24 protein-coding genes, 1 tRNA gene and 1 pseudogene are annotated in these 25081 nt (G+C 69.9%); 18 read left to right on the forward strand and 8 right to left on the reverse strand.

What is annotated here, in order from left to right; all coding sequences use genetic code 11:
- Positions 1-3: 3 nt before the first annotated feature.
- The 6 genes and pseudogenes from Q0A34_RS13225 (at position 4) to Q0A34_RS13250 (ending at position 6863) form a co-directional block, all read left to right on the forward strand.
- Positions 4-927 carry an arginase family protein gene (locus Q0A34_RS13225; RefSeq protein ID WP_291480462.1) on the forward strand — a complete coding sequence of 308 codons (924 nt, stop codon included), beginning with the start codon at positions 4-6 and terminating at the stop codon, positions 925-927.
- Between the two features lie 59 nt (positions 928-986).
- Positions 987-2193, forward strand: a pseudogene (locus Q0A34_RS13230) (MFS transporter).
- 95 nt (positions 2194-2288) lie between these two features.
- On the forward strand, positions 2289-4340 hold the full coding sequence (locus Q0A34_RS13235; protein ID WP_291480463.1) for a PTS glucose transporter subunit IIABC: 2052 nt from the start codon (positions 2289-2291) through the stop codon (positions 4338-4340).
- Between the two features lie 290 nt (positions 4341-4630).
- The gene (locus Q0A34_RS13240; protein ID WP_291480464.1) at positions 4631-5002 is read left to right on the forward strand and encodes an RNHCP domain-containing protein; all 372 of its coding nucleotides are present in this window, start codon (positions 4631-4633) and stop codon (positions 5000-5002) included.
- Positions 5003-5023: 21 nt separating this feature from the next.
- Positions 5024-5464 carry an RNHCP domain-containing protein gene (locus Q0A34_RS13245; RefSeq protein WP_291480465.1) on the forward strand — a complete coding sequence of 147 codons (441 nt, stop codon included), beginning with the start codon at positions 5024-5026 and terminating at the stop codon, positions 5462-5464.
- 145 nt (positions 5465-5609) lie between these two features.
- A complete protein-coding gene (locus Q0A34_RS13250; protein ID WP_291480466.1) occupies positions 5610-6863 on the forward strand; it encodes an oxygenase MpaB family protein in 1254 nt (417 codons plus the stop codon).
- A 128-nt stretch (positions 6864-6991) separates the two neighbouring features.
- Here Q0A34_RS13250 and Q0A34_RS13255 read toward each other — a convergent pair whose 3' ends face one another.
- Entirely contained in the window at positions 6992-7237 is a 246-nt protein-coding gene (locus tag Q0A34_RS13255; RefSeq protein ID WP_291480467.1) for a hypothetical protein, read from the reverse strand.
- 81 nt (positions 7238-7318) lie between these two features.
- On the opposite strand from Q0A34_RS13255, the gene Q0A34_RS13260 reads away from it, so the two are divergent.
- On the forward strand, positions 7319-7552 hold the full coding sequence (locus tag Q0A34_RS13260; RefSeq protein ID WP_291480468.1) for a hypothetical protein: 234 nt from the start codon (positions 7319-7321) through the stop codon (positions 7550-7552).
- 52 nt (positions 7553-7604) lie between these two features.
- Here Q0A34_RS13260 and Q0A34_RS13265 read toward each other — a convergent pair.
- Positions 7605-7680, reverse strand: a tRNA-Thr gene (locus Q0A34_RS13265).
- Positions 7681-7907: 227 nt separating this feature from the next.
- Here Q0A34_RS13265 and Q0A34_RS13270 point away from each other — a divergent pair.
- From Q0A34_RS13270 to otsB, 5 genes are all read left to right on the forward strand, one after another.
- Positions 7908-9452, forward strand: a complete 1545-nt coding sequence (locus Q0A34_RS13270; RefSeq protein ID WP_291480502.1) for a threonine/serine exporter family protein — start codon at positions 7908-7910, stop codon at positions 9450-9452.
- A gap of 52 nt (positions 9453-9504) precedes the next feature.
- Positions 9505-9849, forward strand: a complete 345-nt coding sequence (locus tag Q0A34_RS13275) for a hypothetical protein (RefSeq protein WP_291480469.1) — start codon at positions 9505-9507, stop codon at positions 9847-9849.
- Between the two features lie 128 nt (positions 9850-9977).
- Positions 9978-11585 (forward strand): trehalose-6-phosphate synthase, encoded by a 1608-nt coding sequence (locus tag Q0A34_RS13280; RefSeq protein ID WP_291480503.1) that lies wholly within the window; start codon positions 9978-9980, stop codon positions 11583-11585.
- The gene (locus Q0A34_RS13285; RefSeq protein ID WP_291480470.1) at positions 11582-12172 is read left to right on the forward strand and encodes a hypothetical protein; all 591 of its coding nucleotides are present in this window, start codon (positions 11582-11584) and stop codon (positions 12170-12172) included. The genes Q0A34_RS13280 and Q0A34_RS13285 overlap by 4 nt, the downstream gene beginning before the upstream one ends.
- 57 nt (positions 12173-12229) lie before the next feature.
- Positions 12230-13186 (forward strand): trehalose-phosphatase, encoded by a 957-nt coding sequence (gene otsB / locus Q0A34_RS13290; protein WP_291480471.1) that lies wholly within the window; start codon positions 12230-12232, stop codon positions 13184-13186.
- On the opposite strand, the gene Q0A34_RS13295 is transcribed toward otsB, so the two are convergent.
- Positions 13128-14300, reverse strand: coding sequence for a LacI family DNA-binding transcriptional regulator (locus Q0A34_RS13295; RefSeq protein ID WP_291480472.1), 1173 nt, complete (start codon positions 14298-14300; stop codon positions 13128-13130). The genes otsB and Q0A34_RS13295 overlap by 59 nt on opposite strands.
- A gap of 85 nt (positions 14301-14385) precedes the next feature.
- On the opposite strand from Q0A34_RS13295, the gene Q0A34_RS13300 reads away from it, so the two are divergent.
- From Q0A34_RS13300 to Q0A34_RS13310, 3 genes are read left to right on the forward strand one after another with little or no spacing between them, the layout of a single operon-like run.
- The gene (locus tag Q0A34_RS13300; protein WP_291480473.1) at positions 14386-15378 is read left to right on the forward strand and encodes a zinc ABC transporter substrate-binding protein; all 993 of its coding nucleotides are present in this window, start codon (positions 14386-14388) and stop codon (positions 15376-15378) included.
- Positions 15379-16083 (forward strand): metal ABC transporter ATP-binding protein, encoded by a 705-nt coding sequence (locus Q0A34_RS13305; protein ID WP_291480474.1) that lies wholly within the window; start codon positions 15379-15381, stop codon positions 16081-16083.
- Positions 16080-17006: a metal ABC transporter permease gene (locus tag Q0A34_RS13310; protein WP_291480475.1), complete on the forward strand. Its 927-nt coding sequence runs from the start codon at positions 16080-16082 to the stop codon at positions 17004-17006. Before Q0A34_RS13305 ends, Q0A34_RS13310 begins: the two co-directional genes overlap by 4 nt.
- 144 nt (positions 17007-17150) lie before the next feature.
- On the opposite strand, the gene rlmB is transcribed toward Q0A34_RS13310, so the two are convergent.
- Positions 17151-18110: a 23S rRNA (guanosine(2251)-2'-O)-methyltransferase RlmB gene (gene rlmB, locus Q0A34_RS13315; protein ID WP_291480476.1), complete on the reverse strand. Its 960-nt coding sequence runs from the start codon at positions 18108-18110 to the stop codon at positions 17151-17153.
- Between the two features lie 69 nt (positions 18111-18179).
- Between rlmB and Q0A34_RS13320 the strand changes: the two genes are divergently transcribed.
- Positions 18180-19553: an MFS transporter gene (locus tag Q0A34_RS13320; protein ID WP_291480477.1), complete on the forward strand. Its 1374-nt coding sequence runs from the start codon at positions 18180-18182 to the stop codon at positions 19551-19553.
- Positions 19554-19577: 24 nt separating this feature from the next.
- On the opposite strand, the gene cysS is transcribed toward Q0A34_RS13320, so the two are convergent.
- Complete coding sequence (cysS, locus tag Q0A34_RS13325; RefSeq protein WP_291480478.1) at positions 19578-20996, reverse strand: cysteine--tRNA ligase; 1419 nt, start codon at positions 20994-20996, stop codon at positions 19578-19580.
- 28 nt (positions 20997-21024) lie between these two features.
- Between cysS and Q0A34_RS13330 the strand changes: the two genes are divergently transcribed.
- Together Q0A34_RS13330 and Q0A34_RS13335 are read left to right on the forward strand one after the other, a co-directional pair.
- Positions 21025-21900, forward strand: coding sequence for a fumarylacetoacetate hydrolase family protein (locus Q0A34_RS13330; protein ID WP_291480479.1), 876 nt, complete (start codon positions 21025-21027; stop codon positions 21898-21900).
- A gap of 83 nt (positions 21901-21983) precedes the next feature.
- Complete coding sequence (locus tag Q0A34_RS13335; RefSeq protein WP_291480480.1) at positions 21984-22535, forward strand: hypothetical protein; 552 nt, start codon at positions 21984-21986, stop codon at positions 22533-22535.
- 17 nt (positions 22536-22552) lie between these two features.
- On the opposite strand, the gene Q0A34_RS13340 is transcribed toward Q0A34_RS13335, so the two are convergent.
- From Q0A34_RS13340 to Q0A34_RS13350, 3 genes are read right to left on the reverse strand one after another with little or no spacing between them, the layout of a single operon-like run.
- A complete protein-coding gene (locus Q0A34_RS13340; RefSeq protein WP_244804802.1) occupies positions 22553-23227 on the reverse strand; it encodes a response regulator transcription factor in 675 nt (224 codons plus the stop codon).
- The gene (locus tag Q0A34_RS13345; protein ID WP_291480481.1) at positions 23224-24522 is read right to left on the reverse strand and encodes a histidine kinase; all 1299 of its coding nucleotides are present in this window, start codon (positions 24520-24522) and stop codon (positions 23224-23226) included. The genes Q0A34_RS13340 and Q0A34_RS13345 overlap by 4 nt, the downstream gene beginning before the upstream one ends.
- Entirely contained in the window at positions 24509-25081 is a 573-nt protein-coding gene (locus tag Q0A34_RS13350) for a twin-arginine translocase TatA/TatE family subunit (protein ID WP_291480482.1), read from the reverse strand. The genes Q0A34_RS13345 and Q0A34_RS13350 overlap by 14 nt, the downstream gene beginning before the upstream one ends.

Here is a 25081-nt window from a genome sequence, read left to right on the forward strand (position 1 = left end):
CCCATGAGCAGTGACACCACGGATTCCGACCGTTCAAGAACCGGTGCCGGACTGACGGACAGCCGAACCCTGCGTCTCATCTGGCCCCAGTGGCAGGGCGCAGGCCACAGCGTCGCGACCGCCGCCCTGCCTGGTTTCCCACCCGACGACGCCCGGCGCGGTTACGCCCTCGGTGCACAGGTGGCGCAGGCGATTCTCCCCGACCACCACGGCCCCACCGAGGTCGTGCCGGTCCCCGACCAGGAGAGCGGCTCAGTCGCCGGGATCGAGTCCCGTCCCGAGATCCTCGCGTCCCTGGCCGGTGCGCAGAAGGCACTGGGCCGGCATGACTGGGACCGGGTCCTCACGGTGGGCGGCGAATGCTCGGTGAGTGTGGCCCCGTTCGCCGCTCTCGCGGAGAAGTACGGTGACGACCTCGCGGTGGTGTGGGTGGACTCCCACCCGGACACCGACACCCCGCACACCGGGTACGACGGCTACCACGCCATGGCGGTCAGCACCCTCACCGGCCATGGTGACCAGGAGATCACCGGCCTGCTCCCCGCCACCGTCGACCCGTCCCGGGTGGCGTTGGCCGGGCTCCACGCCTGGGAGGAGGACGCCCACGCCAACGTGTCGCGGTGGGGCCTGACAACGTTCAGCCCCGACGAACTGCGTCGCTCATCCGACGACCTGCTCCACTGGCTGGCAGGCACGGGTGCGTCCAGGGTCGCCGTGCATCTCGACGTCGATGTCGTCGACAGCACCGAGACCGCCCTGGGGCTGGGCACTGTCCCGGACGGTCTGACCCGCGCCCAGGTCAACCGGGTGATCAACGACCTCTCTGGCGTCGCCGAGGTGGTGGGCCTGACCGTGGCGGAGTTCATCCCCCGCGACCTGATGGACCTGCGCGGACTCCTGCGGGGTCTGCCGTTGCTGTCTGACTGAGCGCCCCGCCCGTCAGCCACGTCCCCGCCCGCACATCTCCCCGGAAGTGACACACCACCATGTCCCCCACACCCACGGCGACTGACCGCCACGCCCGCCGGGCCGTCGCCGCGCTCTTCCTGACCAACGGCGCGGTGTTCGCCAACCTCCTCCCCCGCTTCCCGGAGATCAAGGCCGACCTGGGGATGAGCAACGCGATCTACGGCCTCGCCGTGATCGCCTTTCCCGTCGGAGCGATCGTCGCGGGGCTGGCCGCGGCCCCCCTGGTCCGCAGGTTCGGTTCGGCCGCCGTCGCGGTCGCCGGCACCGTCGGCACCAGCCTGGGCGTCCTCGGCGCCGGGGCGTCCCCCCCCCCCGCTGTTGCTGTTCGTGGCCTGCCTGTTCGTCGGCGGGGCCATGGACGCGGTGACCGACGTCGCCCAGAACGACCACGGGCTGCGCGTCCAGCGCCGTTACGGGCGGACGATCATCAACTCCTTCCACGCGATCTGGTCCCTGGGGGCGGTGCTCGGCGGTGCGACAGCGGCCGCGGCCATCGCCGTCGGCCTTCCGCGTGAGATCCACCTGGCCCTGTCCGCCGCGGTCTTCTCCCTGGTGGCACTCGTCGCACTGCGCTACTGCCTGCCCGCGTCCGACGGGGAACCCGACGCCGGTGGCTCCGTCACCGACGACGCCGCACCCGCCTCCGGTGCCCGGGTCTCGGGCCGCCCGGTCGCCGTGCTCGCGGCACTGGTCGTCATCGCCGTCGCCGGGGCCCTCGTCGAGGACGCGGGAATGTCCTGGGCGTCGCTGTACATCACCTCGCTCGGGGCGCCCGGTTCCGTCGCCGCCACCGGTTTCGTGGCACTGGTAGCCGCACAGTTCATCGGCAGGATCCTGGGGGACGGCATGGTCGACCGGTTGGGTCAACGTGCCGTGGCCCGTCTCGGCGGGACGGTGGCGGCCGTGGGCATGGGCCTGGCGCTGGCGTTCCCCACCGTCCCGGGCACTGTACTCGGGTTCGCCGCCGCCGGTTTCGGTGTCGCCACGCTGATCCCCGCGGCGATGCAGGCCGCCAGCGAACTCCCCGGACTCCGCCCCGGTACCGGGCTGACGGTGGTCTCGTGGCTGATGCGGGTGGGTTTCGTAGGCTCTCCGCCGGTGGTCGGTCTGGTCGCGGACGCCACGAGCCTGCGGGTGGGTCTCCTCGTCATCCCGCTGGCCGGGCTGATCACTGTGGTCCTCGCCGGGGTCCTGCGTGGCCGGTCGCGGAAACGGGGCAGCTGAGTCCGCCCGGCGACGTCTGTTAGCCTGCATGAACTACGAGGTTCCCGCTGTACCCTGGCCGGCGACGCACGGCCACCACCGTTGAGGAGCATGAGATGCGACACGAGCAGGTACTGACCCCCATCCCGGGCACGGTCATCAGGATGCCCGACGTCCCGGACCCCGTCTTCGCCCGGGAGGCGATGGGCGGGGGCTTCGGCATCACCGACACCCCGGGCGGCGACGTCCTCGCCCCGGTCAGTGGCACGGTGATCATGGTGGCCAAGACGGGCCACGCCGTGGGGATCACGACGGACTCCGGACTCCAGTACCTGGTGCACCTGGGCTTGGACACCGTGGAACTGGAGGGACGCCCCTTCACCGTCGACGTCGCCAAGGGTGACCGTGTCGAGGCCGGGCAGAAGATCGCGACGATGGACGTCGACGAGATCGAGTCGGCGGGGAAGTCCACCACCACCGTGGTGGTCGTGACGAACTCGAGGAAGATGGTCGACCACATCGACGTCACCGTCGGGGACGCCGCATCCGGCGACGCGGTGGCCGAGGTGTACCTGACCCCGTCTGACGACGACGCTGACGAGGCGGACGACAATGACGACGCGGACGACGCGGACGACGCGGACGACGCTGGCGCGGACGCGGCGGCGCGGCGTCCGGCGGACCTCACCGGCTTCGACGCGACCGCCTGGGACATCATCGACGGGATCGGCGGCGCGGAGAACGTCCGCAGCGTCACCCACTGCATCACCCGGGTGCGCTTCTACCTGAAGGACGACACCCTCGCCGACGACGGGGCCGTCGCCGACCTGGACGGCGTCATCGACGTGGTCCGCGCCGGCGGCCAGTACCAAGTGGTCATCGGCGCCGACGTCGAGGACGTCTACGCCGCCGTCAGTGGGCAGCTCGGCGGCGGCACAGACGGGGCCGACGGCACAGACGGGACAGACGGGGCACCGGAGAAGGAACGTCCCTCCACCGTGGTGGGCTGGGCGAAGTACGGGTTCTCCGAGCTGATCGGTGTGATCACAGGCTCGATGATCCCGGTGATCGGACTGCTCGCGGCCTCCGGCATCATCAAGGGGATCCTGTCGCTGCTGCTGACGTTCGACGTCGTCACCGAGGACTCCAACACCTACCAGATCATCAACGCGATGAGCGACGCGGTGTTCTTCTTCCTGCCGATCTTCGTGGGGTTCACCGCGGCCAGACGCCTGGGGGCGGACCCCATCATCGTCTCGATCATCGGCGGCGTGCTCTGCTACCCGAGCCTGGTGGAGATGTCGGAGACCGAGGGCGACCGGGCCCTGCTGGGCATGTCACTGAACTCGGACTTCTTCGGGATCCCCTTCCATGTCGCCGGGTACTCCTACTCCATCTTCCCGATCATCGTGGCGGCGTGGCTGGCCTCGGTCATCGAACCGTGGCTGAAACGGGTCATCCCGAACACGGTGCGCATGATCTTCGTGCCGTTGTTCGAGGTCGTCATCGTGTCGCTGGCCATCCTGCTGATCCTGGGGCCGCTGGTGATGTTCGTGTCCACCGGCATCGCCACGGCGATCCAGGGACTGTACGACCTCTCCCCGACAGTCTCCGGCACGGTCATCGGCGCCTTCTACCAGGCCCTGGTGATCTTCGGTCTGCACTGGGCGGTGATCCCGCTGGTCGCGCAGGACATCGCGGCGAACGGCAACTCGTACCTGAACGCCATCATCTCCGCGACGATGGTCGCCCAGGGTGGCGCGGTGCTGGCGGTGTTCATCAGGACGAGGATCGAGAAGATCAAGGCACTGTCCGGCCCTGCGGCGATCTCGGCGTTCTGCGGTATCACCGAGCCGGCGATGTACGGCGTGAACCTGAAGTACGGCCGGGTGTTCATCATGGCGTCGGTCGGTGGTGCGGTCGGCGGCCTGCTCACCGGGTTGTTCAGCGTGAACATGTGGGGCTTCACCGGCGCGCTGATCGGGTTCACCTCCTTCGTGAACCCGGCCGACGGTGTGGACGGCAGCTTCTGGGGTTACCTCATCGCCTCCGCGGCCAGCCTGTCCGTGGCCTTCGTCCTGACCTGGTTCTTCGGTTTCAAGGACTCCGACGTGGACAAGGGCCGCGAGGTGAAGAAGGTCCGGCTGGGGCGGCGTGAACCGAACTGACGGTGAGCGCACCGGTGGATTTGACAGTGATGAGCCGGGCACCGCTATGCTCTGGTCATCGTTGTAGATCCTCTCTGGGCCCGCGGGCCCTGGAAAACAGGTGTTTGATGTTCCGGCCAGTGCTGAGTGCGCCTCGGCAGACCGCGTAACCCTCCGTAGCTGAACGCTGCCGGACGGGTGATCCGGTGTTCCACCGTGTCCGCGTCGCGTCGTCGACGTCGGACCGTCTCCTGACGGGGCCACTCGGCCTGCTCTTGCTGTCATGATCGATCCCAGTGAGGAGCATCCCGGTGTCCGACCACACCACCACCCCGAACAACACCCGCAATCCCGACACCTTCACCTGCGCCCGGTGCGGACTGACCGTGTCCGAACACGCACCTGACGGTGAGCGGCGCAATCACTGTCCGTCCTGCCTGCACTCGCAGCACCTCCACGACCACGCCACCGACGAGCCGAGTGACTGCGGGGGCGAGATGTCCCCCATCGCCGTCGCCGTCCTGCGCAACGGCGACTGGACGGTGGTCCACAGGTGCGTGCGCTGCGACGAGCTCACGTCATCGCCCACACACGGCGACGACAACCAGCTCATCCTGATGCGCATGGCGGTCCGTCCACTGGCCCAACCCCCGTTCCCGCTCGAGACGTTCGGGACCTTCTGAGGGCCGGGGAGGAGTACCGCCATGTCCCGCAAGAACAGCCGACGCCACGGTCGACGACCACAGCGACGGCCACAGCGACGGCCACAACGACGGAAGGACGTCCTGCACGCGCACGGAGGCCACCGGTCCAACGACTTCCGTTGCGTGTCCTGCCGGCTCGACGTCCCGTTGGACGCGCCGGGGACGGCGCACCGCAACCACTGTCCGCACTGCCTGACGAGTAGACACGTCGACGCCCGGATCCCGGGCGACCGTGCCGAGGCCTGCCACGGCCGCATGGAGGCGCTGTGCATGTCCACCCGTGAGGACGGTGAGTGGATGATCGTCCACCGGTGTGTGTCGTGCGGCGGGCTGAGCGCGAACCGGGTCGCCGGCGACGACAACCCGCTCGCGCTGGTGCAGCTCGCCACCAGACCCCTCGCCGACCGGCGCCACGCCCTTCGGCTCCTGTCGGCACTGTGACGGAGACCCGCTGCCCGGCACCGCTTCCCCGCCAGTGAGGCGCCGGGACATGCGATCTTCCTGTTTCACTTCCAAGACGAATGCCCTTTGAGTAACGTTGTGTGACGCGCACTACACTTTACGATGTCCACCTGAAGGAGGCCCCATGTCCTGCCCCTTTACCGGCGACGACAGCAACAGCCTCGGACTTGCCGAAGCCACGATCCCGGGAGCTGCTTCCACCTCCGGGAACAGCGACTCCGCCACGTCCGACAGTGAGTCCACCACCACACCGAAGGCATTCCGGCGTGGCGGCAAGGACGACAAGATCACCCGCGCCGACGAAGGTTTCTTCGGCCCCGACTCGGTGGCGTGGAAGGTGTGGAAGTTCCCGGGCGCGGCACTGCAGGGCTTCGCCCGTGCGGTGACGATCGAGCACCTCGACCCGGACCTCGTCGCCGCGGTCGACGCCTCCGGCCAGGTCATCAAGCGCACACCGATCCGCTACGACCGGACCATGGAGTACTTCGCCGCCGTGCTGGCGGCGGACGCGCAGACCGTCATCAGGATGTCCGACATCCTGATGAGGGTCCACGACCGCTCCTACGGTGTGAACCCGGTGACCGGCAACCACTACGAGGCGAACAAGCCGTCCTCCCAGCTCTGGATCCACGTCACCGCATGGCACTCGATCCTGTACGTGTACGAGAAGTTCGGCCCCGGCAAGCTCTCCCGCGACGAGGAGAACGAGTACTGGGCACAGATGAAGATCGCCGCCCAGTTCCAGCCCATCGACCTCGACGACGTGCCCCGCACCCGCGGTGAAGTCCAGGCGTACCTCGACAGCTGGCGTGAGAAGCTCTCCGCCTCCGAGGCCGCGGTCTTCAACATCGACCACATCCTCGACGGCTTCGAGACGATCGAGCCCGACCTCCCGAAGTGGCTGCAGAAACTGGGTCGCCCCCTGCTCCGCCGCAGCATCATCGCCACGTACCCCCGTTGGATGCGGAGCATGATGGGGCTGAAGGAGAGCTCCAAGGTCATGGACACCCTGTCCATCGCCGCGTGGAAGCCGATCTACAAGATCCTCTCGGCCAGCCCCACCCTGTTCCTCTGGCTGGTCAAGCGCATCTGCCCGCGCGCACTGCGGTACTACGTGCCGATCCTGCTGAAGGAACCCGCGGAAACCCCGCGCGTGTACACCCCCGAGGTGGCGCGACGCATGTTCGGCAACCCCCTCACCCCGCTGGAGCAGCGGGAGGAACTGCTGAAGAAGCGTCAGCAGGGTACCGGCCAGAAGGCGTACGAGCACAACCACGACGACGAGATCCTCGAGTTCCACGCCGCGGACGACCCGGAAACCGCGGAAGCTGCCCTCAACAGCACCAAGAAGTACGAGCAGACCCAGCAGGTCAGCTAGTTCGGATTCCACACAGAACAACCCCGCAGCAGTACCCTGCCGCGGGGTTCGTTGATCACAAGGGCTTCTCACACTCCGGGGAGCCGCCTGGAAACAGGCGCCACCGGCACGCTACCTGAACCGACACCTCACTTGTCAGATTCGCCGCGTTGAAACAGAACGAAGCTGGCAGCCAGCATCACAGCAACCCCGACTACCCCGACTACCGGTGCCAGCACGATGGTGGCAAGAACGGAACCGTCCACCAGCCGAGCCGCCACCATGCCGCCAGTCGCGACGATCAACCCGGCCAAGAACATGTTCACGCGGGCATATTTCCGAAGCCGGAGATCAGGATCGTCAATGCCGGTGGTGATGAACTCGCGGAACAACATGACCTCAACGGTACGGAATGTATTCCTTAATCCCCCCTCACCCTGGGGGACTCGGAATCCCCGAGCGTTAGCGTGGGGGGCATGGACACACCCGCACTGGCCCGCCCGCTGCTCTCACTCGTGATCATGGGGGTCATGCTGCCCATCGCGGTACCCGGAACCACCTGGCTCGGCGTGGCCGGCTGGGCCGTGGCGCTGGCGGCCCTGAGCGCCGCACTGTGGATCCTGTTCCTGCACGCCCGGCGAGAATCCCGCGACAAAGAGCTGAACTGGCCACGGCCCCGGGCCACCGACGCGCATCAAAAACCGCGCTAAACCAGCGGTCCCCGGCAATCACCCCTCGGGAACGCCGCGTTTACGCAGGTGGTGGAGCTGGAGACGAGACTTGAACTCGCAACCTACGGTTTACAAGACCGTTGCGCTACCGATTGCGCCACTCCAGCGGAAACCGGCGGTGCGCAGGCACCGCCCACGGTGTCGCCACCGGGTTTCAGCGCACGACTCTATCAGCAGCGCAGGCCACTGATCGAATCAGGATCATCTACCGTAGAGTGTGGCCGGAACGATCGGCAGACAGCGGTGGACCGTGAGAGAAACGGGGAGTGGAGTGAACGGTGAGGGCGGCAGGACCCGAAAGGGTTACACGGCGCTGAGGAACAAGGTGTCCGCGATGCTGTTCAGCGGCAACAGGTCGACGATCGACACGATCCGCACCGCTCCCCCGCCGTCCCCGCTGGCACCGGTCGACCTCACCGACACCGCCCAGGTGCACCTGGTGATGGACACCGCCGCCCGCATCGGCGACCTCCTGCTCGCAGCCGGCACCGGCAACACCGACGCCAAGGCCCAGGTCCGGGCCGTCACGTCCGCCTACGGCCTCTACGGCTGCCACGTCGACATCACCCTGAACACCATCACCATCTACTCGCCGTCGACGGACACCTCCCGGCCGGTCAGCACCTTCCGGGTGGTCCACTCGCTCAACAGCGACTTCTCCCGCCTCACCGAGGTGGACCGCCTGATCCGGTCGATCGTGAACGGTGCCACCGAGCTCGAGCTGACCCGCAAGATCCTCACCGACATCGAGACCAGTCCCCCGCCCTACCGCATCCGGTGGGCCACGTTGGCCTGGGGCGGGTTCGCCGGCGCCGTGGCGTTGATGCTCGGCGGTGAGCCGCTCGTCGCCCTCATCGCCACGCTCACCTCGATCATCATCATGGCCACGAACGTGTGGCTGGCCTCGAAGTCGCTGCCGTTGTTCTTCCAGAACTTCACCGGCGGCATCATCGCGACCATCCCCGCCGCACTGACCTTCAGTTTCGCCCGTGCGCTGGACCACTACCTGTCGCCCTCGCTGGTGATCGCCTCGTGCATCGTGGCGATGCTCGCCGGGTTGACCCTGGTCCAGGCACTGCAGGACGGTGTCACCGGCGCGCCGGTGACGTCCTCGGCACGGTTCTTCGAGACGGTGCTGATGACCGGCGGCATCATCTCCGGTATCGCGATGGGGCTGATGCTCACCAGCCGGCTGGGCATCACCCTCCCGCCGATCGACACGTCGAGCACGCAGGGCACCTTCGGCGGGGCGGCCCTGCAGATCCTCGGCGGTGTCGGCGCGGCGATGTTCTTCGCCATCGCCTCGTTCTGTGAACGTCGGGCGCTCGTGGTGGCCACGTTCACCGCCCTGGTGGCCTACTCGCTGTACCGGCTGCTGCAGGTGCAGTTCGACACCGGCGACGTCACCGCCGCCGGCATCACGGCCACCTTCGTCGGCCTGGCCGGTGGTCTGCTGTCCCGCCGCTACCTCATCCCCCCGCAGATCACCGCCATCGTGGGCATCACGCCCCTGCTGCCCGGTCTCGCACTGTACCGCGGGATGTACTCGATGCTGACCGACCAGTTCGTCGTCGGTATCTCGAACCTCGGTATCGCACTGGCCACGGCCACGGCCCTGGCCGCCGGGGTGGTCCTCGGCGAGTGGATCGCACGTCGTCTCCGCCGTCCGCGGATCCTGTACCGCTACAACGACCTGCGCCGGCCGAAGACGCGGCGTTCCCGTGCCCGCCGTCCCGACGGTTCCGCCACCCCGCCGATGCACTGGCGGGTACTGCGGCAACGCAGGGGCGGCACCCCCTGGCTCCCCGATCCGCGCCGTTCCCACCAGCGCCAGCGTGAGCGCGACCGGGAAAGTGCGCGGGACGGTCAGGCGGGTTAGACTGAGGGCTTACGGGTCTCAGGCCGAACATCGTCATGTAAGGGAGCAATCAGTGCCGCCGAAGGTCAGCGACAACCACACCACCAGCGCAGAGTCCCTGCACACCGTGGAGGAGGAGACCGCGAAGGCCGCGCAGCGCATCGTCGCCACCTACGCCGAGGACTTCCTCGACGCCGCCACGCTGATGTGCATGCTCGGTGTCGAGCCGGAGGGGCTCATCCACCGCAAGGTCGCCGCGGACGCCGCCGCCGAGGAAGAGGCGAAGAACCCGAAGGCCGCCAAGAAGACCACGAAGAAGGCGACCAAGAAGGCCCCGGCGAAGAAGGCCGCCGCGAAGAAGAGCACGGCCAAGAAGGCCACGAAGTCCTCGGCCGCGAAGAAGGCCACCGGCGAGTAGCCTGGCGTTCACCCACCCGAGAACACAGACCCTCGAGCACCCTAAGGGGAGACGACGCCGTGACTGCCGGAGATGATCGAAGCTACGCCGACGGAGAGTCGTCGACCGGGACCGTCCCCACGAGCGACATGGTCGTGGTCGCCAACCGCCTGCCGGTCGACCGGTCCGTCGGCAAGGACGGCACGGTGACGTGGTCACCCAGCCCAGGTGGCCTGGTCACCGCCCTGCGTCCTGTGCTGGAGAGCAGCCAGGGCAGCTGGGTCGGCTGGCCCGGTGCCACGGCCGACTCCCCGGAGGAGGAGGTGCACGTCTCCGACCTGCCGGAGATGGACGGGGGCATCACCCTGGTCCCGGTGAACATCAGCACCTCGGAGTTCCAGACGTACTACGAGGGTTTCTCCAACGACACCCTCTGGCCGCTCTACCACGACCTGATCGTCCACCCGGAGTTCCACCGGTCGTGGTGGCGCGCGTACCGCACCGTCAACGAGCGTTTCGCCCGGGCGGCCGCCGAGGCCGCCGCCCCCGGCGCCACCGTCTGGGTGCAGGACTACCAGCTCCACCTGGTGCCGGGTCTGCTGCGTGAGATGCGGCCCGACCTGAAGATCGGGTTCTTCCTGCACATCCCCTTCCCCGCCCCCGAGCTGTTCCGTCAGCTCCCGTGGCGGTGGGACGTCCTGCAGGGCACCCTGGGCGCCGACCTCATCGGGCTGCACACACCGGACTCCGCCTGGAACTTCCTCTACACGCTGCGTGCCCTGGGCGGGGACGTGACCTTCAGCAAGGTCGGCGAGGGCGACGCCTGCGGGGCGGACGGCGAAGGCACCTTCACCGACGACGGTGCCGCGGGCACCGACGAGTCCGGGGTCTCCTACATCCGCGGTGCGCGCCTGCCGCGGCGGGACGCGGTGGCCGGCACCGTGCGCACCGGGGACGGCCGCGAGGTCAAGGTCGGGGTGTTCCCGATCTCCATCGACACCGAAGGCGTCAAGGCGAAGGCCACCGCCCCGGAGACGGTGTCCGCGGCGAGCGCCCTGCGCCGACGGGTCGGCTCCCCGAAGATCCTGCTCGCCGGCGTGGACCGCCTGGACTACACCAAGGGCATCCACCAGCGGCTCAAGGCGTTGGAGCAGCTGCTCAGCCAGGGGCTGCTGAACCCGGACGAGGTCTGCCTCATCCAGGTCGCCACCCCGTCGCGCGAACGTCTCGACTCCTACGCCCGCACCCGGGAGGACGTCGAACGCACCGTGTCACGCATCAACGGCGCCTACGGCAGCCTGGGGCACACGGTGGTGCACTACTCGCACGCCAGCATGCCTTTCGCCCAGCTGGTCTCCCTCTACGCCGCGGCGGACGTGATGCTGGTGACGGCGTTGAAGGACGGGATGAACCTCGTGGCCAAGGAGTACGTGGCCAGCCACTCCGACGGCTCCGGCGCCCTGGTGCTCAGTGAGTTCACCGGCGCGGCGACGCAGCTGCCGAACGCCTACCTGTGCAACCCCTACGACGTCGAGTCGACGGCGGCGGCGATCATGAAGGCCATCGACTCCCCGGACGAGGACAAGCAGGCCCGCATGCAGGAGATGTGGGAGGAGGTGCGCTCCCACGACGTTCACGGGTGGGCACGTCGCTTCCTCGCCGTGCTGGACCCCGGCGGTCCCGGGACCACAGGGGCCTCGGGGAACGCGGGGACCACGGGAACCGACTCCACCGACTCAGGCGCGGTGGGCGAGTGAACCGGAGTGTGCGCGGAAAGGCCCGTCGTACCGTCCTGCGCACCGCGCTCGGCGGTGTCGTCCTGACCGGAGGCGTACTGCTCGCCTCCTGCGGCTCGGACATCCCCGGCGAGCTCGCGGACATCCGCTGGCAGGTCAGCCGCGTGGAGGACGCCGCCCTCGACGACTCCGGCACCGCGGTGGCGTCCTCCCTGTCCCAGACCGACCAGGCGCGCACCTGGATCGCCCTGGGCGGCAGCACCGTCACCGGTGCCGCCGGGTGCATGGCGCTGAGCGGTGACATCGAGTGGCTGGACAACGACCGGGTGCGGTTCCACGGTCTCAGCGCCCGCGACATCAGCGGAGAGCCCGGCGGCACGGACTGCCTGCCGAACGACTCCTCCCTCGCCGACCGCCTGGTGGCCGTACTCGGCGAGAGCGACGCCGACGACAATGCGACCGAGGACCCCGACGCCGGTTCCGGCGACGAGCCGCCGACGCTGCGCTGGAGCACCCCCACCGAGGACGAGCTGCGGTTGACCCGAGCCGACGACAGTCCGACGGACTGGCAGACCCACCGGTTCGTCGAGTTTCTCGCGACACCGTAGGCCACCGCGCGACACCGTGGGACACCGTGGGCCCCCGTCGGCGCTACGCTGGACGGCATGACCGACGCCACCGACGCCACCGGACCCCTGCCCCCCGTCTCCACCGACGACATCCGGTACCTCGCCGAGGTCCCGCACCTGTTCGTCGCCCTCGACTTCGACGGCACCCTCGCCGGATTCTCCACCGACCCGCTGTCGGTGCGCATGGTCCCGGGCGCCCGCGACGCGATCGACCGTCTCGCCGGCTGCGCCGGCACCACGGTGATGCTGCTCTCCGGACGAAACCTCGAGATCCTCGAACCCGTCGCCGAGATCACCGGGAAGTCCTCCCCCGCCCCGGGCGACATCCTGCTCGTCGGCAGCCACGGTGCCGAACCCGCCGACGCCGCCGGCTCCGGCCTGGACGAGGGGCAGCGTGACCTGCTGGCCACCCTGGCGGGGCTGGCGGAGGAGTACGCCTCCCGCGACTCCGGCATGTGGGTGGAGCGCAAGCCCTTCGCCGTGGGGCTCCACATCCGGGGCGCGTCGGACCGGCGGACGGGGCTCACCGCCTACGAGGAGTTCCGGCTCACGGCCCAGAAGCTCGACGGGGTCACCGTGACCCCGGGCAAGGACATCGTCGAGGTGTCCGTGTCGCCGGTGACCAAGGGCAGCTACCTGCAGGCGTTCATCGACCGGACGCAGCCGGACGCCGTCGTCTTCGCCGGCGACGACGTCACCGACGAGACCGCCCTGCGCGTCCTCGACCAGGAGGGGATGGCCCCCGGCTCCGGCGACGGCCACCCCGGGCGTCCTGACGTCGGTATCCGGGTGGGCGACGGCGACACCGCCGCGCACCGCCGGCTCCCCGACCCCGCGGCGGTGGCCGAGACCCTCGCCCGTCTCGCCGAGGCCAGGCTGCTGCGCCAGGGCGACCGTGAGGGCGGGGTCGTCGACGCCGCGTCCGTGGCCGCGCTCAGCGAACTGCGGGAGGAGCGACCGTCCGGCCGGGGAGGTAGTGCGTCGGGAGAATGATCCGCGGCTCCGGCTCCGCCCACTCGGTCGCCGGCTCCCGCCGGGTGGCCTCGGTGTTGCGGCCGATCAGCGCGGCGAGGACGTTCCCGCTGGTGAAACCTTTCTCACGGTTCGGCTGCTCCACGGTCGCCAGACCCACTGACCGGGCACGGGCGATCCCGTCGAACCCGACCACGGAGAGTTCCCCGGGGACGTCGATCCCGACGTCCCCGGCGTAGTCGAGCACGCCGAGAGCCTGGCTGTCGGTCGTGCAGATCACCGCGGTGAGCTCCGGGTGCCCCTCCAGCAGTTCGGCGGCGGCGCTGCGGGCGGTGTCCGGGTTGTTGATGTGTCGTTCGATGACGGGGACGTCCGCCCGGTCGATCCCGGCGTCCTCCAGCACGGCCAGCACCCCGAGCACCCGTCCCTTCTGGACGTGCATCTGCGCCCCGTCGAGACGCTCCGCGCCGACGGGACCGTTGTTCGGGTGCCGGTCCAGCCGGATGCAGAGGATCCCGATCCTCCGGTGGCCGGCGTCGACCAGTGCATGGGCCGCCGGACGGATCGCCTCCCGGTCGTCGATGCCGACGAAGTTGACCCCGTGGTCGTCTGCCGGCTGGTCGCAGATCACGGTGGGCACGTTGCGGCTGGTCACCGAGGCGAGGAAGGGGTCGTCCGCGGCGACGGAGTAGACGATGAAGCCGTCGACCACGGCCTGGTTCACCAGGGAGGCGGGACGGTCCTCCTCCGCGGTCTCCGCTCCCGCGGGGATCAGCAGCATGGAGGTGTCCATGCCGACGCACGCCTCGGAGACCCCGGACATGAACTCCAGCGACGCCTGGTCCTCGAAGGCGTAGGTCATGTCGTCGGTGAGCAGGACACCGATGGCGCCGGCGCGGCGGGTCCGCAGCGAGCGGGCCGTGGGGTCGGGGCCGGAGTAGCCCATCCGCTCGGCGGTGCGCATGATGCGTTCGCGCAGTTCGACGGAGAGCTGTTCGGGGCGGTTGTAGGCGTTGGACACTGTGGTCCTGGACACCCCCAGTTCAGCGGCGATGGAGGCCAGGGTGCCCCGCCGGTTCAGCCTGCCGTGCGGGCCCGGGGCGCCGTGGGCGGCCTTACTACTGGAGCGATTCACGACGACCATGGTAGTCGACGGTGCCGACAGTGACTGACGCAACCCTAATTGGCAAGCGTTGCCAACAAGGGCTACTGTCGTCCCCATGCCACGACGCCGATCCGCCACCCGCACCGCCGCCGCCCTCACCGTGGCCGCGGCCACCGCCCTGACCTCCGGTCTCACCGCCTGCGCCGGCGGCGCGGACAGCGCATCCGCCGACAACGGGGGCATCCGCATCGTCGCCTCCACCTCCACCTGGGGCGACATCGCCCAGAAGGTCGTCGACGACGCCGGCGCCGACAGCGACGACATCACCGTGGACACCATCCTCTCCGGCACCGACGACGACCCCCACGAGTACGAGGCCACCGCCCGGGACATCTCCACGATCCGCGACGCGGACGTCGTCGTCGGCAACGGCGCCGGATACGACAACTGGCTCACCGACAACGCCGGTGACGACGCCGAGGTCATCACCGCCGCCCCCGTGACCGAAGGACACGACCACGGCGCCGGCGACGAGGGCGGCGACCACGGCGATCACACGGACCACGGCGACCACGCCGACCACGATCACGGCAGTGGGCTCCTCGAGGGCGACGAGAACCCGCACGTCTGGTTCGACATGGACCGGGTCGCCGAGTTCGCCGACGCCCTCGCCGCCCACCTCCACAGCCTCGACGACAACGTCCCCGCCGTGGCCGACGGCGTGCGCGAGATGACAGACGGCTTCCGTGAGCGCATCGCGGCCCTGCCGCACGCCCATGTGGTGCTCACCGAACCGGTCGCCGGACTGCTGCTGCGGGGGACCGAGATCCACGACGTGACCCCCGAGGGCTTCGCCAGGTCCGTCCTGAACGAGGGCGAGCCCTCCGTCGCCGACCTGTCGGCGACCCGCGACCTGCTCACCGACGGTGAAGCGGACGCCCTGGTCACCAACACCCAGTCCGAGAGCCAGTCGTCCCGCCAGCTCACCGACGCCGCCGAGGACAACGACGTCCCCGTCGTCAACGTCACCGAGACCCCCGGCTCCGACGAGGACTACGCCGACTACGTCGACGGCGTGATCACCGATCTCGAGGACGCGCTCGGCTAGATGGCTGTCCTGACCTTCTCCGACGCGAGCGTAGACCCGCTCTGGCACCACCTGGACCTGAGTATCGGGGCCGGCGAGTTCCTCACCGTCCTCGGCCCGAACGGTGTGGGGAAATCCACCCTGCTCAACACAGTGCTGGGCACCCGGCCGCTGTCCTCGGGCAGCGTCAGCGCCCCCGACCGGGTCGGGTTCATCCCCCAGCAGCGCATGTTCGACACCGACCTGCCGATCCGGGTCCGCGACCTGGTGGGCCTGTCCATCCGGCACGGGGTGATGTCCGGACGCCGCCCCCACCGTTCCACCGTGGACGCCGCCCTCGCCGAGGTCGGCGCCTCGGGGCTGGCGGACCGGCGGGTGGGTACCCTGTCCGGCGGGCAGCAGCAGCTGGTCCGGCAGGCCCAGGCCCTGGCCACCGACCCCCAGCTCCTGCTCTGCGACGAACCGTTGCTGAGTCTCGACCTGTCCGCCCAACGCTCCGCCGTCGAGCTGCTCGACCGGCGCCGGCGTGACCACGGCACCGCCGTCGTCTTCGTCACCCACAGCATCAACCCGGTGCTGGCCGTGACCGACCGGGTTCTCTACCTCGGCCCGGACGGGCACGTCACCGGCCCGGTGGACGAGGTGATGACCGGCCCTGTGCTGTCACGTCTCTACGGCACCGAGGTCGACGTCGCCGAGGTCAACGGCAGGATGGTGGTCGTGTGACCACCTGGGACCTGCTTCAGGTCGACTTCGTGCAGAACGCCCTCCTGGCGTCACTGCTCCTCGGCCTGGTCTCCGGGGCCCTCGCCCCGCTGATCGTGATGCGCAAGATGAGCTTCGCCGCCCACGCCACCGGCGAGCTGGCGCTGATGGGTGCCGCGGCCGCCCTGCTGTTCGGCGTCAGCGTGACCACCGGGGCCGTGCTCGGCGCCGTCCTGGCCGCGGTGGTGCTCGCACTGCTGGGCCTGAAGGAGCAGGACGCCACCGTCGGCGTGGTCCTCGCCTTCGGCATGGGCCTGTCCGTGCTGTTCATCTACCTGTACCCCGGGCGGACCTCGGAGGCGTACGCCCTGCTCACCGGTCAGATCGTGGGGGTGTCGGGGGCGTCGCTGGGCGTTCTGGCCCTGATGTCCGTCCTGGTGGTCGGTGCCGTCGCGGTCCTGTGGCGACCACTGCTGTTCGCCACGGTCGACCCGGTCATGGCCGCCGCGTCCGGTGTGCCCGTGCGACTCCTCGCCGCAGCGTTCGCCGTGCTCATCGGCATCGTCGCCTCCCAGGGCGTCCAGATCGTGGGGGCTCTGCTGCTCCTCGCCCTGCTGATCACCCCGGGCGCCGCGGCGGTGCGGGTGACCTCCGACCCGCTGCTGGCCGTGGCGCTGTCCGCCGTCTTCGCGACGACGGCCGCCGCGGGTGGACTGGTCCTGTCACTGGAGCCCGGACTGCCGGTCAGCCCCTTCGTCACGACGATCAGCTTCGTCATCTACCTGCTCTGCCGTTGCATCGGCTGGGCCCGGGGGCGCCGGGTGATCCGTGACGAGTCGCGGCTGCGCCGGCACCCCGGCGACCCGGCGGACACAGTGGACACAGTGGACACAGTGGACCCGGCGACCACTGGGCCGCACCATTCGCAGGACCTCCTGCGGTGAGGCCACCCCGTGGCCCCCGACATTCGCACCTTTTAAGCAGCTTATGCACGTAAAAGACCAGGTCAGATTCGCATAAGCAGAAAATGGGGTGCGATGTCCGCACCCCATGTGTCCCGACCACGCCCCCCCAACGGGGCGCGGCGGCTACCCCGCCCCGTTCACCCGGCGTTGACGGGCGAACTCGCTGAGCACCACACCGGCGGCGACCGAGGCATTGAGCGACTCGACACGGCCCGCCATCGGGATCGACAGGATGTCGTCACAGGTCTCCCCCACCAGGCGTGACAGCCCCTTGCCCTCGGAGCCCACCACGACGACCACCGGGGTGGTCCCGTCGTAGGTGTCCAGGGTGTGCCGGCCACCGGCGTCCAGACCCACGACCTGGTAGCCGGCCTGCTGGAACTGCTTCAGGGAGCGCACCAGGTTCGTCGCCCGGGCGACGGGCAGACGCGCCGCTGTGCCGGCGGAGGTCCGCCACGCCACCGCGGTCACCGACGCCGACCGTCGCTCCGGGATGACCACACCGTGCCCACCGAACGCCGCGACCGAGCGGATGACCGCACCGAGGTTCCGCGGGTCGGTGATGTTGTCCAGCACCACGACCAGGCCCGGACGGCCTGAGGTCTGGACCGCGTCGATGAGGTCCTCGACCTCGGCGTACTTGTAGGGCGGCACCTGCAGGCCGATGCCCTGGTGCATGCCGTTGCCGGTCATCCGGTCCAGCTCGTCGCGGCTGACCTCGAGCACGGCGATGCCGCGTTCGGCGCAGGTGTGCACCGCCTCGGAGAGCCGCTCGTCGTTGCCGGTGCCCACCGCGACGTACAGGGCGGTCGCCGGGGCGTCCGCCCGCAGGCACTCGATCACCGGGTTACGTCCGACGACGAGCTCCGGCTGGTCGTCGGCGTCGCGCGGCCGCTGCCGTCCCGAGTCGCGGCGCTCCTGCGCCTTCTTCGCCTTGTACTTCGCGTGGTAGACACGGTCCTCGGCCTTCGGTGTCGGCCCCTTGCCGGCGAGCCCCCGCCGCCGGGTGCCGCCCGAACCCTTGTCCGAGCCCTTGCGCGCCGACTTCCGTACCGCGCCGCGGCGCTTGTCATTTCCTGCCATGGCGACCAGACTACCCTGCACGTTCGCCGTGTTCCCAACACCGTCGGCGCACGGTATCCTCTGCTGGTTATGACCCCTCCGGATCCAGTGGGCCCGCCCCTGTCCCGCACCGAACGTCTCGACTCCCTCCCGGTGACCCGACGGCACGTGAAACTGCTCGGCGGTTCCGGCATCGGTTGGGCGCTGGACGCCATGGACGTCGGCCTCATCGGCTTCATCATGGCGGCGCTGACCACCCACTGGGGGCTGAGCCACACCGAGACCTCCTGGCTGGCGTCCGCGGGATTCGTCGGGATGGCACTGGGCGCCACCTTCGGCGGACTGCTCGCCGACCGCATCGGACGGCGCAACGTCTTCGCCGTGACCCTGCTGGTCTACGGCCTGGCGACCGGGGCGTCCGCCCTGGCCGGTGGACTGGCGGTGCTCATCGTGCTGCGGTTCGTCGTCGGCCTCGGTCTCGGCGCGGAACTGCCGGTGGCGTCCACGCTGGTGTCGGAGTTCGCACCCCGGGCCGTCCGCGGTCGCATGGTCGTGGTCCTCGAGGCGTGCTGGGCCGTGGGATGGCTCGCCGCGGCCGTGGTCGGCGCCTTCGTCATCCCGCTCAGCGACGACGGATGGCGGTGGGCGCTGGCCCTGGGCATGGTCCCGGCCTTCTACGCGCTGTACGTCCGCATGAGACTCCCCGAGTCCGTGCGTTACCTGGAGTCGGCCGGACGGCACGACGAGGCCGAACGCATCGTCGCCGACTTCGAGGCGTCGGAACCGGCGCGCCTGCGGTTCCGGACTCCCACGGCAGAGCAGACCGAGCCGGCCGGGCAGGACGCCGGCACCTCCCCTGCCACGGCGGAGGAGGCGTCCGGCATCTGGTCACCGGCGCTGCGCCGCCGCACCGCCGCACTGTGGACGATCTGGTTCTGCATCAACCTCAGCTACTACGGCGCCTTCACCTGGATCCCCTCGATCCTGGTCGACCAGGGCTACACGCTGGTGAAGTCGTTCACCTTCACGCTGATCATCACCCTGGCGCAGCTGCCGGGCTACGCGGTGGCCGCGTTCCTCATCGAACGGTGGGGCCGGCGGAGCACCCTGGCCGCCTTCCTCGCCGGCTCGGCGGTGGCGGCAGGACTCTACGGTGTGGCCGGTGCGGAGTGGCAGATCATCGCCGCCGGGTGCCTGCTGTCCTTCTTCAACCTCGGCGCCTGGGGCGCGCTGTACGCGGTCGGCCCCGAGCTCTACCCCACGACGATGCGGGCGCGCGGGACCGGGGCTGCGACCGGGTTCGGTCGCATCGCCTCAATCACCGCACCGTTGATCGTGCCGCCCCTGCTGGTCTTCGGCGGGATGCCGGTACTGTTCGCCCTGTTCGGCACGGCGTTCGCCGTCGCGGCGCTGGCGGCACTCGCCCTGCCGGAGCTGACGGGCACCCGGCTGGCGGAACGCTAGGCGTCCGCCCGGACCGCCGGGCGGTCACCCCAGCGTCCAGGTCGCCCCGTCGGGGGTGTCGGTCACGACCACCCCGGCCTCCTTCAGCCGGTCCCGCACCTCGTCGGCGGTGGTGTAGTCCTTCTCCGCCCGGGCCGCGGCCCGGCGGTCCAGCTCGGCGCGCACCAGCACGTCCAGCGCCGACATCGCGGCGTCGGACGACGCCGAGCCGACGCCCAGGCCCCGTCCCTCCGCGGAGGGGCCGGACCACGTCGCCGACATCGGGTCGACGCCGAGCACACCGGTCATCGCCCGGACAGCCCCGGCGGTCTCCGCGAGCAGCGTGCGGTCCCCGGACTCCAGGGCCTTGTTGCCCTCCCGCACGGCGTCGTGGACCACCGCGAGTGACTGCGGGACCGACAGGTCGTCGTCCAGCGCCTCCTCGAAGGCGGGCAGCCACGTGCCGGTCTCCACGTCGCCGAGGACCCCGACGGCACGGGACAGGAACTTCTCGATCCGCCGGAATCCGGCGGCCGCCTCCTGCAGCGCGGACTCCGAGTACTCCAGCATCGACCGGTAGTGCGCTGACCCCAGGTAGTAGCGCAGCTCGATCGGCCGGACCTGGGTGAGGATGTTCGGCACCGAGAGCACGTTGCCCAGCGACTTGGACATCTTCTCACCCGACATGGTCACCCAGCCGTTGTGCAGCCACAGCCTGGCGAAGCCGTCCCCGGCGGCGTGCGCCTGTGCCGCCTCGTTCTCGTGGTGCGGGAACTGCAGGTCCATTCCGCCGGCGTGGATGTCGAACTCCGCGCCGAGGTACTTTCGGGACATCGCCGAGCACTCGATGTGCCAGCCGGGACGACCGTACCCCCACGGGGTGTCCCACCCCGGCTCACCGGGTTTCGCCGCCTTCCACATGGCGAAGTCGCGGGGGTCCTCCTTGCCGGGGGCCGCGTCCTCCCCCTGGTCGAGCTCGTCGAGCTTCTGGTGCGACAGGAAACCGTAGCCGGGCACCTGTGCGGTGCGGCAGTACACCGAGCCGTCCTCCGTGGCGTAGGCGAGGTCGGCGTCGATGATGCGGCGGATGTAGGTGATCATCTCCGGGATGTGCCCGGTCGCCCGCGGCTCCACGGACGGCGGGGCCACCCCGAGCAGGTCGTAGGCGCGGGTGAACTCGCGCTCGTGGGTCGCCGCCCATTCCCACCAGGGCCGGCCGTGCTCGGCGGACTTCGTGAGGATCTTGTCGTCGATGTCTGTAACATTGCGCACGAACGCGACATCGAGCCCCTTGGCCTCGAGCCAGTTGCGCAGGATGTCGAACGCCACCCCGGAGCGCACATGCCCGATGTGCGGGATGGACTGCACGGTTGCACCACACAGGTAGACCGACGCGCGTCCTTCCTGCAGCGGGACGAAGTCCTGGAGTTCACGGGTCGCGGTGTCGAAGAATCGCAGAGTCACAACTGACAGTCTAGACGGGAGAGACCCCATGAAACTTGCGACGGTCCGTATCGACGGCACACGCTGCACGATCCAGGTCGACAGCGTCGACGACGCCCCGGACGGGGGTTCGGTCACCGGGCGCATCGTGGACCGCCGCGAGCTCGGGGCGCTGCTCACCGCCAACCCCACGGGCATCCGCGGTGCGGTGGAGTCCGGTCTCCGACGCGACGGCGACGAGGTGACCGTGCCCCTGTCCGACCTGCTCCCGGTGATCACCTCACCGTCGAAGATCTTCTGCGTGGGATTGAACTACCGTGAGCACATCGAGGAGATGGGCCACCCCATCCCCGACCACCCGACCCTGTTCGTGAAGTACCCCTCCGCACTGACCTCCCCCTACGCCGAGGTCACGGTGCCGGAGGGGATGACCGACAAGGTGGACTACGAGGGTGAGCTCGCCGTGATCATCGGCTCCCGACTGCCCGGGGCCCGCGGCGGTGCGTCCGCCGAGGAGGCCCGCGCAGCCGTGGGCGGCTACGCGGTGATGAACGACTTCTCCCAGCGCGACTGGCAGTACCGCACCCAGCAGTGGCTGCAGGGCAAGAACCTCGACCGCTCGTCCGCGTTCGGACCGTGGATGACGTTGGCGGACGACTACGACCCCGTCGCCGAGGGTGCGGTGCTGCGCACCTGGGTCAACGGCGACCTGCGCCAGGACCACTCCACCGCCGACCTGGTGTTCCCCCCGGTCGACCTGGTCCGGTACATCTCGCACTTCGCCACACTGGAGCCCGGCGACGTGATCGTCACGGGGACCCCTGAGGGCGTCGGAGCGGGGTCGGACCGTTTCCTCGCCGACGGCGACGTGGTGCGCATCGAGGTCGACGGTCTCGGCGCGGTGGAGTCCACCGTCCGGATGTAGCGGCTCCGGCACCCGCACTGACCACCCTTTGATAGGGTATGCTCAGTACGCTTACCCTGCCCTTCCCGCGACCGGAGTAGCCCATGAACCCCCGCACCACCCGTCCGACCCGGCGCGCCGCCGCCCTCGCCGCGACCGCCGTCCTCGCCCTGGGCCTCACCGCCTGCTCCGACGACGCCGAAGACTCGGCTGACTCGGCTGACTCGACAGACTCGACTGGATCAGCCACCGCCTCCGCCGCGGCGGGGAGCACCACCGACGGCCCGCTGACGGTCGACAGGACCGACGGGCTCAGCGCCGGCGACACGGTCACGGTCACCCTCGACGGGCTGGACACCGGGCAGAACTACTACGTCGCCGTCGCCGCCACCGACGGGGAGAGCAGCGACCCGTCGACCTACGCCGGCGAGATGGCCGACTGGGCACGTGTCATGCCCGAGGGCGAGGAGGGCGGCACCGCCACCTACGACGCCGAGGGGAACGCCGAGTTCGAGCTGACCGTCCAGTCCACCAACGACGACGGCACCGTGGACTGCACCACCGACTCCTGCTCGGTGAAGCTGATCACCGACCACGCCTCCACTCCCCCGTTCGCGGACATCGCCGCGGTCCCGGTCACCTTCGGGGACAGGTAGCGGTCCCCGCGGGGCACTCACTCCCCGGGGACGAGGAGTCCGCCTTCGTAGGCCAGGATCACCAGCTGGGCACGGTCATGCGCCCTGACCTTGGTCATGATCCGGTTCACGTGGGTCTTCGCCGTGTGCGGGGAGATGACGAACGTCTCGGCGATCTGCTGGTTCGACAGTCCGCGCCCGACCAGCTCGAGCACCTCGCGTTCCCGGTCGGTCAGCTGGGCCAGTGCCTGCGCCGCCGCGTCCGACACGGCTGGACGCGGCCCCGGGGACGTCACGCACCGGGCGATGAGCCCGCGCGTCGCCGCCGGTGACAGCAGTGCGTCGCCGTCCGCGACCGCGTGGACTGCACGGATGATCTCCTCCGGCTCCGCCCCCTTGCCGATGAACCCGCTGGCCCCGGCGCGCAGGGCGGCGACGACATACTCGTCCTCCTCGAAGGTGGTGAGGACCAGTACGCGGCTGTCGGCGTTCGCCGGGTCCGAGCAGATGCGTTCCGTGGCGGCGATGCCGTCGAGACGGGGCATGCGGATGTCCGTCAGCACCACGTCCGGGTGCAGTTCGGCGGTCATGGACACGGCCTCGAGCCCGTCGGCCGCCGCACCGACCACCTCGGTGTCCGGGGTGCTGGACAGGATGTCGACGACGGCCTGACGGATCAGGACCTGGTCGTCGACGACGAGCACGGTGGTCACGGGTGTTCCTCCCTGGCAAGCGGCAGCTCCGCGGTGAGCGTGAATGTCCCGTCCGATTCTACGGCGGTGACGGACCCTCCCACCGCCGCCACACGTTCACGCAGTCCGGTGAGCCCCAGGAAGCCGTGCGGGGCGTCCGGCTGGTTACGCCCGTCCCGGGACACCGGGTTGCTGACCCGCACCGACACGACGCGCCGCTCCGGACCGGTGGCGACGCCGGTCGCGAGTTCCACGGTGTTGCCCGAACCGTGTTTGTGCGCGTTGGTCAGCCCCTCCTGCACCACGCGGTAGACGACCCGCCCGGTGGTGTCGTCGACGGTCGACAGGTCCCCGTCGGAGGACCGGTGCACCGTGAGCCCCGCCGCGGCGACGGAGGCCACGAGGTCGTCCAGGTCCTCCACACCCGGCTGCGGGAGTTCCACGGCCCCGCGGGCTCCGTCATCGCCTGGGCCCCCTGGGTCCCCGGCGCGGAGGTAGCGCAGCAGTACACCGATGTCGCCGAGCACCTCGCGTGAGGCCTCCCGGATCCTGCCGAGTGACTCGCGCGCCTTGTCCGGCCGGGAGTCCAGCGAGCTGGACGCCACCCCGGCGTTCAGGCTGATCACCGAGATCCGGTGGGCGACGGTGTCGTGCAGGTCCTGGGCGATGCGCAGCCGTTCCTCGGCCACCCGCCTCCGGGCCTCCGCCTCACGGGTCTGTTCGGCACGTTCGGCACGCTCGGTGGCCGCCCGGGCGTACTCCCGTCGGGACCGGAAACTGTCCCCCAGGGCGGTGGCGACGGCGATGCCCGCGGCGATCTGGAAGACCTGCGGGTCCAGGGTCAGCCGGTCGTCGGTGAACAGACTCAGCACCGCCACCACGACCGCACCCGCCGTACCGCAGCCCAGGGCCACACGGCGTGGGGCGCCGGTCGCCGCGGCGAAGGCGGCGACGATCGCGGCGACACCCGGCCCCAGGGCCGGCACGCCGAGCAGGACGGTGCCCACGTACACCGCCAGACAGGCCGCGAGGACCGTCAACGGCCAGCGACGACGCAGGGGCATCAGCACCGCGGCCAGCACCACCGCCCCCGTGACGACGAGGTCCAGACGGTGGTCCGGCATCCCTCCCGTCTGCCCGGCGGGATCTCCGGGGCCGCCCGGACCGAAGGGCCCGAGGGGGCCGGGCCCTGGGCCTGGGCCCGGCACGGCGACGGAGGCGAGGACCAGCACGATGACCGCCAGGTCCCCGACCCACACCGGGATCCGCGCGGGTCGCTCACGGTTGGGCGGGGTGCGGGTTTCAGGCCGGGTCATGACGCCATTGTGCAGTATCGGCGCCCCGTCCGACGCTCGCGGTGCGCTCGTCGCCGGAGTGTTCCTGGACGCCGACGGGATCGGCAACGTCGGCAACATCGGCAATGTCGGCAATGTCGGGAACGTCGGAGTCCGGAGCGACGGGTTCGACGATCCTGCGCCGGACCGGGTGCCCGGAGGAACCGCCGACCACGACCCAGCGTTCCCGGTACTCCCGGAGAGGTCCCGGAACGGGGCCGCTCTCCGTGGAGGCGGCGGCCGCCACGCCACCCCCGGTGCGCTCTGGTGTGCGCTCTGTCCCGTCACTGTCCAGGGCGTCGCGGACGATCCGGCGCGGGTCGTAGGCCCGGAACCTGCTGTTCCATGTCGTGGGGTCCATCGCGGCGACGGGGACGCCCAGTTCCTCCTCGGCCCGGCGCCTCGTCGACTCGGTGAAGCTGCGGAAGTTCCTGATGACGGTGGCGAGCTTCTCCGCGTAGAGCGGCAGCCGCTGCGGGCCGATGACGACGGCCGCCACCATGCCGACGACGATGATCTTCTCGATGCTGAGTCCGAACAT

The organism is Corynebacterium sp., assembly GCF_022712195.1.
In the GTDB taxonomy this organism is placed as follows: domain Bacteria; phylum Actinomycetota; class Actinomycetes; order Mycobacteriales; family Mycobacteriaceae; genus Corynebacterium.